This is a genomic window from Chryseobacterium sp. JJR-5R, from assembly GCF_034047335.1.
Taxonomy (GTDB): Bacteria; Bacteroidota; Bacteroidia; order Flavobacteriales; family Weeksellaceae; genus Chryseobacterium.
Genome location: NZ_CP139137.1, coordinates 1,853,940 through 1,867,593 on the forward strand (window position 1 = coordinate 1,853,940; position 13,654 = coordinate 1,867,593).

Annotated in this window: 10 protein-coding genes; all 10 read left to right on the forward strand. The window is 41.1% G+C overall.

Translation table 11 applies throughout. From position 1 onward, the window contains the following. The first annotated feature begins 12 nt into the window (after positions 1–12). The 10 genes from SD427_RS08390 to SD427_RS08435 all read left to right on the forward strand — a co-directional run bounded on the left by SD427_RS08390 (position 13) and on the right by SD427_RS08435 (position 13,601). Complete coding sequence (locus SD427_RS08390) at positions 13–555, forward strand: hypothetical protein (protein WP_320560825.1); 543 nt, start codon at positions 13–15, stop codon at positions 553–555. Between the two features lie 292 nt (positions 556–847). Next, positions 848–1,672: an SDR family NAD(P)-dependent oxidoreductase gene (locus SD427_RS08395; RefSeq protein WP_320560826.1), complete on the forward strand. Its 825-nt coding sequence runs from the start codon at positions 848–850 to the stop codon at positions 1,670–1,672. A gap of 480 nt (positions 1,673–2,152) precedes the next feature. Beyond that, a complete protein-coding gene (locus SD427_RS08400; protein ID WP_320560827.1) occupies positions 2,153–2,644 on the forward strand; it encodes an RNA polymerase sigma factor in 492 nt (163 codons plus the stop codon). A gap of 170 nt (positions 2,645–2,814) precedes the next feature. Continuing rightward, the gene (locus SD427_RS08405) at positions 2,815–3,624 is read left to right on the forward strand and encodes a FecR family protein (RefSeq protein WP_320560828.1); all 810 of its coding nucleotides are present in this window, start codon (positions 2,815–2,817) and stop codon (positions 3,622–3,624) included. 72 nt (positions 3,625–3,696) lie between these two features. Further along, the gene (locus SD427_RS08410) at positions 3,697–6,918 is read left to right on the forward strand and encodes a SusC/RagA family TonB-linked outer membrane protein (RefSeq protein WP_320560829.1); all 3,222 of its coding nucleotides are present in this window, start codon (positions 3,697–3,699) and stop codon (positions 6,916–6,918) included. 4 nt (positions 6,919–6,922) lie between these two features. Continuing rightward, positions 6,923–8,326 (forward strand): RagB/SusD family nutrient uptake outer membrane protein, encoded by a 1,404-nt coding sequence (locus SD427_RS08415; RefSeq protein ID WP_320560830.1) that lies wholly within the window; start codon positions 6,923–6,925, stop codon positions 8,324–8,326. A 135-nt stretch (positions 8,327–8,461) separates the two neighbouring features. Continuing rightward, the gene (locus SD427_RS08420; RefSeq protein ID WP_320560831.1) at positions 8,462–9,340 is read left to right on the forward strand and encodes a glycerophosphodiester phosphodiesterase family protein; all 879 of its coding nucleotides are present in this window, start codon (positions 8,462–8,464) and stop codon (positions 9,338–9,340) included. 206 nt (positions 9,341–9,546) lie between these two features. Further along, the gene (locus SD427_RS08425; protein WP_320560832.1) at positions 9,547–10,233 is read left to right on the forward strand and encodes a response regulator transcription factor; all 687 of its coding nucleotides are present in this window, start codon (positions 9,547–9,549) and stop codon (positions 10,231–10,233) included. 39 nt (positions 10,234–10,272) lie between these two features. Beyond that, positions 10,273–11,556, forward strand: coding sequence for a HAMP domain-containing sensor histidine kinase (locus tag SD427_RS08430; protein WP_320560833.1), 1,284 nt, complete (start codon positions 10,273–10,275; stop codon positions 11,554–11,556). A 56-nt stretch (positions 11,557–11,612) separates the two neighbouring features. Further along, positions 11,613–13,601: an LTA synthase family protein gene (locus SD427_RS08435; protein WP_320560834.1), complete on the forward strand. Its 1,989-nt coding sequence runs from the start codon at positions 11,613–11,615 to the stop codon at positions 13,599–13,601. The last annotated feature ends 53 nt before the right edge of the window (positions 13,602–13,654 follow it).

Consider the following 13,654-nt stretch of genomic DNA (forward strand, 5'->3'; position numbering starts at 1 on the left):
AAAATATCAGCAATGAAAAAAGGAAAAATTTTCACAATCGCTTTACTTGCTTTTTCAGCTTCTGCATTTTCACAGGTTATTATGGGAGATGCTATAGGTACAGCAGCAAACAAAACCAGTGTATTGCTGGAATTCGCAAATACCAATAACAAAGGAATTATCCTGCCTTACGTCAGAACATTGCCTGCAGCTCCCGCACAGGGAACTTTATTGCTGGATGCCGTTAATGCGGCACAGGCGCGGGTACGGTACTATGACGGTACCTCATGGATCGATATGAGCGGACAGAACGGAAATATCACTTCCGTTATGGCCACACAGCCTGCTTTAGCGGAAACTGCCAGTGAAAAATTCATCATCGGCGCTGCCTCTTCTTCCGCAAACGGCGCCGTAGTGCTGGAGTCTGCCAATAAAGCCATGGTACTGCCCACGGTTACGGATGTCAATAACATCCCAAGCCCGTCCCCGGGGATGATGGTATACGTCAATAAAACCGGTGCTAAAAGATTGGCCGTTTATAATGGCGAAAGATGGTCATTCTGGGCGGCACAGTAAATATAAAAGAACATGAATTAACAGGGGAGTCCGGCTCAATATGAGCCGGACTCCTTTAATTTAGTCGTCAGCCGTTTAAACTTTTTGCCCTTGTATTGTATGATCGTCTTTTAGGATTTATTTTGAAGATTGTTGAAGTCACAAAGTTTTCATCTCAAAGGATATGATGGAATAAAAAAATATAAAATACCGTGATGCTTTTACTATAATTTGTATTATTCTTGCTTAGGCCTTTGTCCCGTGCCAGACCATAAAGGGAACCGGCTCTGATCATATAAAAATAAAATACGGTATGAACTTATATAATACAAAAGAGGTTGTTGATGAAATTTATTACATTGAAAAAAACATCAGGCCACTGTCACCTGAACCGACAAAAAGAATTTTAATCACCGGATCTACAGCAGGAATCGGGTTTCTTACTGCAAAAACTTTGATCATGAAGGGCTATAAGGTTGTTGTGCACGCAAGGAATGAAGAAAGGGCAAAAGATGCCAGAAGAGATCTTCCTGAAGCGGAAGCAGTTGTAACCGGCGATCTGTCGGACTTAAAGGAAGTTAAAAAGTTAGCAGGCGATATCAATGCACTGGGTACTTTCGATGTCATTATCCATAACGCAGGTGTATATGATGCCCGGAGCTCCGGCAATGCAATTCTGAATGTCAATGCTTTGGCCCCGTATATTCTAACGAGTCTGTTGAAAAAACCCAGGCAGCTTATATATCTCTGCTCAGATTTGCATCTCGGAGGAAATTTAAAGCTGCAGTCTATGCAGGATAAATCTTCTGATATCAATTATTCAGACTCAAAATTACAGGTGCTGGTTATGTCTAAAGCGGTAAGCAGAAAGTGGAGAGACGTAAAAGTTAATGCTGTTAACCCCGGCTGGGTAGCAACAAAGATGGGTAAATCAGGGGCACCTGATGATTTGCGCCTTAGCTACGGAACCTTAGTATGGCTGGCAGAAGGAACAGAGGAAGGAAGTAATGTGACCGGTCAGTTATTATTTCAAAAGAAAATTGAGAAAAATTATAACCTGGCAGCAAATGATCCGGCTACGCAAGATGCTTTACTGGAAACATATGCCAAGGTTACCGGCGTGTCTTTCCCAAACTGATAAAAATACTGTAAGATTTCCTGAGCAGAAACTCAGGAAATTTTATTTTCAATACATTCTTTCTATTTAAATGTATTAATGCCCGGATAGATCATGTTCAGTCCTGCAATAATATATTACTTCAAACCTCTGAAATTGACTTTGTTTTTAATGTCAGGATAGAGAGAAGCATCTGTTTTAAATCCGGTGAAAGTCAATACCCTGATTATATAGGTTACAAAGAAGAGTAATATCCGGAAAGTAATTTCATGGGCAAACCGAAGTTTAAAAAAATCAGAAAATCAGAATGCTCAACAGAAACTTTCATCCGTAAAAAAATGCAATCTGTACGCATTGATTATATTCATAACCCTTTTCCGGCAGCAGATTATCTGCAGGATTTTAATGATAAAACAAATATTAATACAGGCTTAATACGGTTAAAACATTATTTGGGTACTTTTGTGCAACAGCGCTTCTAACTCTTTACAACCGTAAAAAATGGATAGTTTTAACGAAATATATTCCGCATATAAGCACAGGGTGTTCTTTTTTGTGGCTAAATATGTTTCAGACGAAGAAGATATTGAAGAACTGGTGCAGGATATTTTTATGCATGTCTGGAAATATGCATCCCAAACAGGTTCTGCATCCCAAACTGAGGCAATTATCTTTAAATCTGCCAAACAGGAAATTTCCAATTTTTACCGAAAAAGAAAAATGATTTTCGTTCCGCTGGAAAATTCTAAACATACCTGTTCCGAAGAAGGCCCTGAAATTGAAACTGAAATACAGCAGGAAGACCAGCTGAAAAAAATAGAAAATCTTCTTGAACAGGTTCCCGAAAGAAGCCGTGAATTCTTTATCAAAAACAAAATCCAGAACCTGAGCTTATTTACCATTGCACAGGAAAATGACATTTCCAAAACTGCCGTTGAAAAGCATGTGAATAAAGTTCTGAAGTTCTTAAGGACGAATCTGAAGTTTTTCTGAAAAATCATTTTTCAGGTTTTTTAAATATTTCCTGATATAATAACCTGTGTTTTTTACTTTCTTAATTTGAATGTAATATTAACGTGTATGAACAAATCATTAAATGAAAAAAATACAGGTTGACGATTTCAATGCTCCTGCGTATTCTCTTATAAAGACCAAAGAATACAATGGATTTTGAAAACCAGTGGAAAGCGGTAAGCAGAGAAAACCGTACAATGGCGCACGCAGCAGACCAAAGAATCCGGAAAGGCCTGGAGCGGAGAATTCAGCTTAGAAGAAACAGGGGGAAATTCCTGGCCGTTGCAGCGGTACTTGTGCCGCTATTCATCATTACAGGGTTATATTTTCCTGGAAATGAAAAGTCCTCTCCGGTACGGAAAGAAATTGTTTTTCACACTTCAAACGAAAAGAAAAACTTTGTTTTACCGGACGGGACAACCATTATTCTTGAACCTCAAAGCGAACTGAAGCTCGCACAAGATTTCGGGTCAAAAACCAGAAGGGTCTCCTTTACGGGAAAGGCGTTTTTCAGCGTGGCAAAAAATAAAAACCTGCCCTTTATTGTTGATGCCAAAGGTTTTAAAGTTCAGGTGTTAGGCACCCGGTTTACGCTGGATCAAAAGGAAAATAACAGAGTTTATCTGCAGGAAGGAAAGGTAAAGGTAGAATACAAAGGCCATACAACCTATCTTTTGCCTAAAGAAACTTGGTTTGCCGGCAAAGACGGAATTGAAAAGCATTTCTATGACCTGGATGTGGAAAGGAAGTTTGACTTTAATGATGTGAAATTTAGTGAAGCGGTATCAAAACTGGAAAAAACATATCATATTACCATAGATTATCCGGCAGAATTCAAAAATAATATCATTGACGGAGACATTACCGGAAACCTGGATAAGGTGCTTCAGACCGTGAGTTTCCCATTTAATCTGAGAACCGTAAAAAAATCTGAAAACAGGATCATCCTGAAAAAATAATGCAACGGTAATGGGGGTTACCGATGCATTGGATAAAAACCAGTCAAATAACAACTAATTTTAAGCAAAGCTATGAAAAAAACAACAATTAGCATGATGTTGTTGGGGCTTTTGTGTGCACCACAATTGTCCTTCGCAGAGGCTAACAAATGTTTTCAACAATCCGTGAATCAACGGAAAACATCTTTAATCAAAGTTTTCGAGAAACTTTCAAGGACGCACGGCGTGAAATTCTTTTATTCTGTTTCAGACCTTAAAGATATCCAGGTGGATGATTCCGCTGTTAATTATCAGTCGCTAACAGCTTCTTTGGATTACCTGAAAAAAAATGCGGGTCTTGATTTTAACGTAAACCAGAAAACAGTAACCGTCCGTCTCAATCCGGGAATGGCTGCCAGAATCGGGCGTGAGAAAGCAATTCAGTCGCTGGGTGACGCAGCTATGGTAAAAGACACCGCAAAATCCAGAGAAAAGACAATTGACGAGGTGGTATTGGTTGGCTACGGAAAACAGAGCAGGAAAAACAATTCGGGGTCTATTTCTTCCATTGATGAAAAGCAGATGAAAGGAATTGCTTCCGGCAACTTTGGTGACATAATCGCGGGAAAAGTAACCGGAGTACAGATTACCCAGGCAAATGCAAATCCGGGAGGCGCAACATCGATCCGGATAAGAGGAATCGGAACTTTAACGGCAGGCTCGAATCCTTTAATCGTGGTAGATGGACTTCCTTTGACGGAAGGTTCAAATTTAAATGCCATCGATCCTAATTCTATTGCAAAAATTGATATTCTGAAAGATGCGGCTTCTGCCGCAATCTACGGTTCAAGAGGAGCAAACGGCGTCATCATTATTGAAACCAAGCAGGGACAAAAAGGAAGAATGAATGTTTCCTTCGATTCTTATTACGGAATGCAGATGAGAAGCGATAACGTAAAACTGGTCAATGCCTATGATATGGCCACTTTTCTGAAAGAAGCCCGGGACAACAATTATCTTTCTAAAGGAGCCAACAGAAGCATTGATGATGATACGGCCGTAAGAAAGAGTAAAGGAGCGTCTTTAAGAGAATTAATCCCTGATTACTTAGCGCCGTATCTGGCAAAACAACCGGGTTTAACCGATACCGACTGGTTGAATACCGTGATGAAACCCGCACCCATCAGCCAGACTTCTCTGAATATTACCGGAGGAAGCGATAAAAGCAAATATGCGTTCACCACCAGTTATTTTAACCAAAAAGGGCTGGTAATCGGTACCGGTTACGAAAAATTTTCTACCAGCATCAACTTATCAACGGATCTTACCGAAAAATGGAAAGTCGGGGTCACCATGACGCCGTCTTATGCAACAGGAACCATCAATGCAGGGAATTCAAGAAGCTATAATCCGGTGCAGATGGCTACAACCATGTATCCTTTTTTCAAAGTCTATAATGATGACGGAAGTTTAGCCATTTCCCAGCAGATTTTAGGAAACACTGCAACAGACGGAGCTTTGGTAGAAAATCCGGTTGCTGTACAGGAAATGACGAACCGGAAGTATACTTTATTTAAAACCTTCGGAAATATTTTTACGGAACTTGAAGTACTGAAAGGCCTGAAATACAGATTTTCCGCAGGTGGCGACTATTCAAGCTACGAATATAATTTTTTCGACCCCTCTACGGTAGGCGCATACAGGGCTGCTGCACCGGATGTTACCTTTGCCAACAGGACACAGTATACCCGTAAAAATTATTTGATTGAAAACCTGCTTTCTTACGACAGAAAATGGGGTGCCCACAGAATAGACGCGATTGGCGGACAGTCTTTTCAGCAGGAAGACAATACGCAGCTTTTTACGGAGGCAACGGCATTTCCGGACAACAGCATCAGGAACATTGCGGGCGGGACGGCTTTTAAAAATACACTTACACAGTACAAATGGCGATTGCTATCCTATTTCAGCAGGGTAAACTATACCTATGACAATAAATACAATCTGATGGCTTCCTACCGCAGAGACGGCTCTTCACGCTTTGGGAAAAACTCAAAATGGGGGGATTTCTATGCCTTTTCTGCAGGCTGGACGGTAAGCAATGAAAATTTCTTTCCTGAAAACGATCTGGTGACCGATCTGAAGCTGAGATACAGCCTGGGAAGCAACGGAAACAACCAGATCCCGAATTTCGGGGCGCTTTCTTTAATGAATCAGGAGAATTATTCTTTTGGAGGGATCTTAGCACCGGGCTATGCCACGGCTACTGCTCCCAATCCGAACATCTCATGGGAAAAATCAAGATCAAATAACTTCGGAATCGATTTTTCCCTGTTTAAAAATACGTTGAATATCTCTGCGGATTATTACATCCTGAACAGGGACGGTTTATTACTGGATGTCCCCGTTCCACAACAATCGGGCTTCAGCACCTCGCTTCAGAATATCGGGAAAATAAAAAATTCCGGTTTTGAACTGCAGATTGCTTCAAAAACCTTTACTATCGCTAAAGATTTTACCTATTCGGGAAGTTTCAATTTTTCAGCCAATAAAAATGAAGTTTTAGCCCTGGCCAACGGCCAGAACCAGATTATTACCGGAGAAAATAATTTCTCCATTACCAAAGTCGGCGGTTCCATTGGAGAAATGTATGGATACAACATCATCGGAATCTATAAAAACCAGGCAGAGATCAGCAGTTCGCCTCATATCACCGGAACATTGGTGGGAGATTACATTATGGAAGATTTAAATAATGACGGCAGAATTGATGTGAATGATAAAAGAAGTTTCGGAAGCGGAGTTCCAAAATATATCATTGGATTTAATAACAATTTCAGGTACGGAAATTTTGAATTAAGCTTCTCTTTATACAGCGAAATCGGGAAGAAAATCTACAATGCAGATGCAGTCACTACTTTAGAATCCGGTGAAGGATTTGGAATGGCGTCACAGTATTATTTTGACAACAGATACAATGCGGTAAGCAATCCGGAAGGTTTTTTCGGAATGCCCAATATGAATTTTTCAAACAATAGAAAAGAAGCAAGAACATCCAATCTTTATTTCAAAAATGCCGATTATGTGAGATTGAGATCGCTTCGTCTGGCATTCAACTTATCACAGTCAATGCTTAAAAACATCGGTATCGAAAACGCACAGATATACCTTGTGGGAAACAATATTATCACCCTCTCAAAATATAAAGGAATGAACATCGATGCGACCTCTGACAATGTTCTTACACAGGGTTTCGATCAGGCGTATTATCCGGTGGCTAAAATTTATTCTATGGGCTTTAATCTTAAATTTTAAAATCATGAAAAAAATATTCATTACAGTATTCAGTCTTTCAATCATCTGTTCCTGCTCATCTGACCTTTTGGATGTGAACCCTGAAGCGCAGAAAGTTTCTTCACAATTCTATACCAATTCCACAGAAATTGAGCAGGGTATCATTTCCGTGTATGGCGCTCTTCAGTATACAGGCCAATATCAGTTGGGGATGCCTGCTTTGGGAGAATTGCCTTCAGATAATACCTATGATGAGGTTCCCGCCAATGATGCCTTTACATACGGTGAGCTGGATTTTTTCACCATTCAGCCGAATAACAGCCTGATTGCCAGTGCCTGGAAGGATAATTATATCGGAATCCAGCAGGCAAATATTATTCTGACAAGAATTAAGGGAATTCCTGACATGACAGACGCACTGAGGAATACAAGAATTGGTGAAATGAAGTTTCTTAGGGCACTGATGTATTTTAATCTGGTCAGGACATTTGGCGATATTCCGTTGGTTTTGAAGGAGACGACCAATGTCAACGAATATTTTGGTCAGCCGCGAACTCCCGTTGCAGAAGTATATTCAGCGATAGAAGCCGATTTGAAGGAATCCATTGATCTTTTACCGGCAGCTGCAACGCAGAAGGGCAGGGTAACGAAAGGGGCCGCTCTGGGGATTTTGGGCAAAGTACTGTTGACCCAGAAGAAATTTACGGAATCTTTAACCTATTTAAATCAGGTGGAATCTTTAGGGTATCAGCTTTTAACGGATGTTACCAAAATCTTTGACGTTGCCAACAAAAACAATAATGAAATTATTTTCGATGTGCAGTTTGCCTCAGGATTAAACGGAAATTCGGAAGGAAGCACGGCCTTCCAGATGTTCAGCCCTTCCGGATCGGTTTCCGGGGCAAAAGGGCACAATCTGCCGACTAAAGAAGTATATAATCTTTACACAGCGGGAGACACAAGGCGTCCGGCGTACATAGGGCTCACTTCGAGCGGAATCCCTTACAGTAAAAAACTGGTAAAAACATCCAATACCATTGCGGATGGCGGAAGCAATTTCGTGGTCCTGAGATTAGCCGATATTTTTCTGATGAAGGCAGAATGCTATGCTGAACAGAATGATTACCCCAATGCCAATTTATATTTGAATAAAATAAAAACCAGGGCCGGGATTCCCAATGTGAATCTCTTCACCAAAGAACTTTTGCTTAATGAGATCGACCATGAAAGAAGGCTGGAATTTGTAGGGGAAGGGCACCGATGGTTTGACCTGCTGAGAACCGGAAAAGCCATCCCGGTGATGAAAGCACATTTTACCGGCAATCAGGGCTACAGTACGGCACAAATTGACGCGCACCACCTGTTGATGCCGGTTCCGCAGGGCCAGATCAATACAGATCCTGCAATTAAACAGAATCCGGGATACTGAAAAATTTGACATCCATTTTAAAAAATTAAATTTCAAAACTATTTAAACCTAAAAGAATCCTTCCCGGGCCGTCAGTATAAATTTTTTCAGATCTGCCTTCCCGGGTCGGGACTTTATTAAAAAAATCAAGAAGATATGCAAAATCATAAATTACTTTTGCTGCTGTTTATTGCAGCTTCATCATTTTTCCAGGCACAGATTAAAAAAGTTTCCCTATCTGAATTTCCTGATGACAGGGTAATGGTGGTTGCCCACCGTGGCGACTGGCGGGAAGCTCCGGAAAATTCGGTATGGGCAGTAAAAAAAGCTATTGAAAAAGGCGTTGATATGGCCGAAATAGATCTTGCCATGACCAAAGACAGCGTTCTTGTCCTCATGCATGACAATACCATAGACAGAACCACAACGGGAAAAGGAAAACCATCTGATTTTACATTGTCCGAAATTAAAAAGTTTAACCTGAGGGACGGACTGGGGGTGGAAACCCAGATGAAAGTCCCTACATTACAGGAAATTCTGGAAATTTCTGACGGAAAGATCCTTTTGAATCTGGATAAAGGTTTTGATTATATCAAACAGGTTTACCCGTTGGTGAAAAAACGCAATATGCTTGATCAGATCTTATTTAAAGGACATGAATCTTACGCAGAATTCAACCAAAAATATGGCGGCATCAAAAATGAGATTCACTACATGCCGATTATAAAGCTGGGTAACAGCGAAGATCTCAAAAAAATTGAAAATTACATGCGCAGTTACAGAGTGTACGGTTTTGAATTTACCGTGGGGATGACGGAAAAGAACCTGATTGATTTTAAAAAGCTGAGGAATAAAAAAATTAAAATCTGGGTAAACTCTTTATGGCCCCATCACAATGCAGGGAACAACGATGATCTGGTACTGGAAAATGCAGATGTGTATGATTGGTACATCAATAAAGGGGTAAATATCATCCAGACCGATCGTCCGAAAGAATTGATTGAATATTTAAAGAAAAATGATCTTTATTATTAACGGGCAAGCATCTGGAACCGGCAAAAGCAGGGATACCAAATCCTGTATCAAAGCGAAATGAGGCTTAACGTTTAAAGACCGGTAAGCTGGTTTATTTTCCGTTTTTTATTTTCCACTGGAACGGAATCCCGGCAACCCTGTTATGTATTGAATGATTTCAATCGGGAGGCATACAATAAATCAGCTGAATGGTTTACCTTTATATCATGAAAATTCTAATTATTGAAGATGAAATTGAACTGGCAGCCAGTATCGCAGAATATCTTTCGGGTGAGGAATACCTATGCGAGTTCGCTTCAACGTTTTCAAATGCAATGGATAAGATTGACGTGTTTGAGTATGATTGTATTGTGCTGGACCTTATGCTTCCTGACGGGAACGGGCTAAAGATCCTGGAAGAACTTAAAAAGCAGGAAAAACAGGATGGCGTTATTATTGTTTCCGCGAAAAATGCCTTGGAAGACAGGATCAGCGGCTTAAAAATGGGGGCTGATGATTACCTCACGAAGCCTTTTCATTTATCTGAACTGATGGCCAGAATTTATTCCATCATTCGCAGGAGGAATTTTAATAATGCCAATATTGTCAGGCAGGATGAACTGCAGGTTGATATTCTTGCCAAAACGGTATTTATTGATAATCAGCCGGTAAGCCTTACCAAAAAAGAATTTGACCTGCTTATCTATTTCATTGGCAACAAGAATAAAGTAATTTCCAAAAGTACACTGGCTGAACATCTTTCAGGTGACCTGGCTGATATGCTGGACAGCCATGACTTTGTGTATGCCCATGTAAAAAACCTGAAGAAAAAGCTTTATGATTCAGGTTGCAGGCATTACCTGAAAACAGTTTACGGCACCGGCTATAAATGGATTGAAACTGCTGAAAATTAAACATCATTCATTCATTATTCATCATTAAATTATTATGTATTGAAACCCCTGTTAAGCAAGACCACCAGGCCTTTCCTTGTCTATGTCCTGATTATTCTGGTCATCAGCATCCCCGTATATTACCAGGTAATTGACCAGATCTGGAAGGCTGAACTTGATGAACATAATAAAACCATCGCCCAGAAAACAGCTTATGAGTTCAACCATTTAAAACTTACGGACGAAGAACTTAAGAAAAGCATAGCGCTCTGGAACCGCATACAGCCTGAGACCGATATTAAAGAGATAAAAGGCAATCCCCCGCAGCAGGATATCTATTCCACTACCGAAAAAACGAAGCCTTTTGCCGCGGAACCGGAAATTGAGCGTTACCGAAGATTGGAGACCGTAGTCTATTTAAACGGCAGGCCCTTTGTCTTTATGGTACAGACAAATATTGAGGAAACAGAAGAAACTATAGCCGTGATTGCGCTCACTACCGTTTTTTTCTTTGTTATGATCGTACTGGGCCTTTTAATACTCAACAGGAGACTTTCCGAAAGCGTCTGGAAACCCTTCCGCCAGACTTTGGAAAATCTGAAAGGTTTTAACCTTAACCATCAGCAGAGTCCGGTTTTTGAAAAAACAGATACCCTGGAATTTGAAGAACTGCACCAGTCTTTACACGCACTTATTGCACAGAATATTTCTGCATTCAGGCTGCAGAAGGATTTTACGGAAAATGCCTCCCATGAACTGCAGACGCCCCTGGCCATTATCAGGCAGAAACTTGATGTGCTGATGCAGAACAAAGACCTCACCAGGGATCAGTACCATATTGCGGAAGATATACACAAAGCACTGTCACGCAGCTCAAGGATCAATAAAAACCTCTTGTTGCTGGCAAAAATAGACAACAGCCAGTTTGATAGGTCAGAAACAGTACGGCTCAACCTCTTGGCAGGGCAGGGCATTCATCTTCTGGCAGAGCACTTCAACCAAAAAAACATACAGGTCCGGTCTGATATCTATCCTGAAATCCACACCCAGGGAAATGCTGATTTAACGGAAATACTCATTACCAATCTGCTGATGAATTCCATCCGGTATACGGCAGGCGGCGGTTATGTCTCTGTAACTTTGAGGGAAGGCCTGCTCCAGGTATCCAACACAGGGAATGAGCCGCTGGACCGGCAGCAGCTGTTCAAAAGATTTTCGGGCAGTGCCTCAGGAACCGGAACGGGCTTAGGCCTGGCCATCATCAAAGAAATCTGTCTGTTCCATAAGTGGGATATAGATTACCGGTTTGAAAATAGCAGGCATATTTTTACCATTATCCTGTAAATTCTAAATATATTCAAAATTGGGATCATTTCTTTGCTTTTTAATTAAGCAGAAATATGATTACAAAATCAAATATCCGGAAATCGTACGATCAACTTATTCACGGAAGGTTTTCAGCCTTTTTCAGTATCCTGGCGCTTTATCTGATTTTATGCCTGGTTATAAGAACCCTGTTTTTGGTATGGTCGTGCAAAAATGCAGAATTGAACGTAATGTATATCATCCGTGCATTTTCAACGGGGCCCCTTTTTGATCTGATGATGGGACTGTTTTACCTGTCGGTATACGGAATTTACCTCTTTCTGTTACCCAGGAGGTTTACAGGGTCTCTGTTTGATAAAGCCTTTACCTTTTTTTATTTCTTCCTGCTTTTTATGATTATGTATTTCAGCTTACTAGCGGAAATCCCTTTCTGGGATGAATTTGGGGTAAGATTTAATTTTATCGCTGTTGATTATCTTATTTACACCTATGAGGTAGTGGAAAATATCAACCAGTCTTATCCATTGCCGCTCATTGTTTCAGTACTGGCGGGCTTGGTTGTGGTTACCTTCTTCGCTTTATTCAGGCTCAGGGTTTTCCACAGGGCTTTTACGGATAAAATTCCATTTTCCAGAAGATCGTTATACTTTTTCCCTGTTGTACTGGTAACCGGGCTTCTGAGTGTTTTATTAAATAACAAGCAGGCCGATTTTAGCAATAACCTGGTCGTTAACGAACTCGGGAAAAACGGTGCATTTTCATTTATTTCTGCATTCCGGTCAAATGAACTGGATTATGATGTGTTTTACCCGAAGCTTTCCCATAAGGAAGCATTTTCGCTGGTTAAGAAGGACCTGTTACAGGCAAACCAGCGATACGCCACACAAAATTCTGACGATCTTTCAAGGTTTACCAAAGGCAGCGGCAGCGAAAAGAAGCCCAATATTATTTTAATCGCTATTGAAAGCTTTAGTGCTGATTTTCTTGCTGCTTTCGGCAACAGGGACCATCTTACGCCGAACTATGACCGGCTGGCCGGGGAAAGTATTTTCTTCACCAATCTGTATGCAACCGGCACGCGAACCGTCAGGGGAATGGAAGCGCTTACACTGTGCATCCCGCCAACACCCGGCAACAGCATCGTCAGGAGGCCGGATAACGGGCATCTGTTTTCCATTGCTACAGTCCTGGAAGAAAAACGTTACCAACCCTATTTTATCTATGGTGGGGACGGCTATTTTGACAATATGAATAATTTCTTTGGTGGCCAGGGCTTTGATATTGTGGACCGCAACCGGGGAAACCCGCTCTCTGACGGTATCAGAACTGCAAGATTTGCTATTCCAGACAGTGAAGTAAGTTTTGAAAATGCGTGGGGAATCTGCGATGAAGATCTTTACAGGCAGTCTGTAAAATATGCTGATAAAAGCAGCAGGGAGAACAAACCGTTTTTTCAGTTTGTCATGACCACTTCCAATCATAAGCCTTATACTTTCCCTTCCGGAAAAATCAGCCTCCCGCAGGGGGACAGGAATGCAGCTGTACAGTACACCGATTATGCTTTAGGGAAATTTATTGCCGCCGCGAAAAAGAAAGCCTGGTTTAAAAATACAGTTTTCGTTATTGTGGCAGACCACTGTGCCAGCAGTGCCGGAAGGTGGGAAATTAATATTGCCCGGCACCATATACCGGCCATTATCTACAACAGCGGGGAAAAGCCTGGGGAAATTAACCGGCTGGCCTCTCAGATCGATCTGATGCCGACTTTATTCGGTTATCTGCACTGGAACTATAACACCAGCCTGTACGGCAAAGATATTAACCAGATGGGTACAGGGCAGGAAAGGGCCTTTATCGGTAATTACAGGACATTGGGTATGCTGAAGAATAATCTGTTTACCCAGATCAACGACCGAAAGCAGATTAAACAATTTACGGTATCAGGCAAAGACCGGTCATTGTCTGAAGTGAACTATAAAAATGATGATCTTGTAAAGGAAACGATATCCTTTTACCAGACCGCCAGTGAGAGATTTAAAAACGGGAAAATGAAAGTGCATTAACCCGCCTTCAGGAGCATGCTTCAGAAATAAATTACATCAGGTACCGGCTTTAC

Coding starts and splice junctions, on each gene's coding strand:
- SD427_RS08390 (WP_320560825.1), top strand. CDS start 13: ATGAAAAAAGGAAAAATTTTCACAATCGCTTTACTTGCTTTTTCAGCT.
- SD427_RS08395 (WP_320560826.1), top strand. CDS start 848: ATGAACTTATATAATACAAAAGAGGTTGTTGATGAAATTTATTACATT.
- SD427_RS08400 (WP_320560827.1), top strand. CDS start 2,153: ATGGATAGTTTTAACGAAATATATTCCGCATATAAGCACAGGGTGTTC.
- SD427_RS08405 (WP_320560828.1), top strand. CDS start 2,815: ATGGATTTTGAAAACCAGTGGAAAGCGGTAAGCAGAGAAAACCGTACA.
- SD427_RS08410 (WP_320560829.1), top strand. CDS start 3,697: ATGAAAAAAACAACAATTAGCATGATGTTGTTGGGGCTTTTGTGTGCA.
- SD427_RS08415 (WP_320560830.1), top strand. CDS start 6,923: ATGAAAAAAATATTCATTACAGTATTCAGTCTTTCAATCATCTGTTCC.
- SD427_RS08420 (WP_320560831.1), top strand. CDS start 8,462: ATGCAAAATCATAAATTACTTTTGCTGCTGTTTATTGCAGCTTCATCA.
- SD427_RS08425 (WP_320560832.1), top strand. CDS start 9,547: ATGAAAATTCTAATTATTGAAGATGAAATTGAACTGGCAGCCAGTATC.
- SD427_RS08435 (WP_320560834.1), top strand. CDS start 11,613: ATGATTACAAAATCAAATATCCGGAAATCGTACGATCAACTTATTCAC.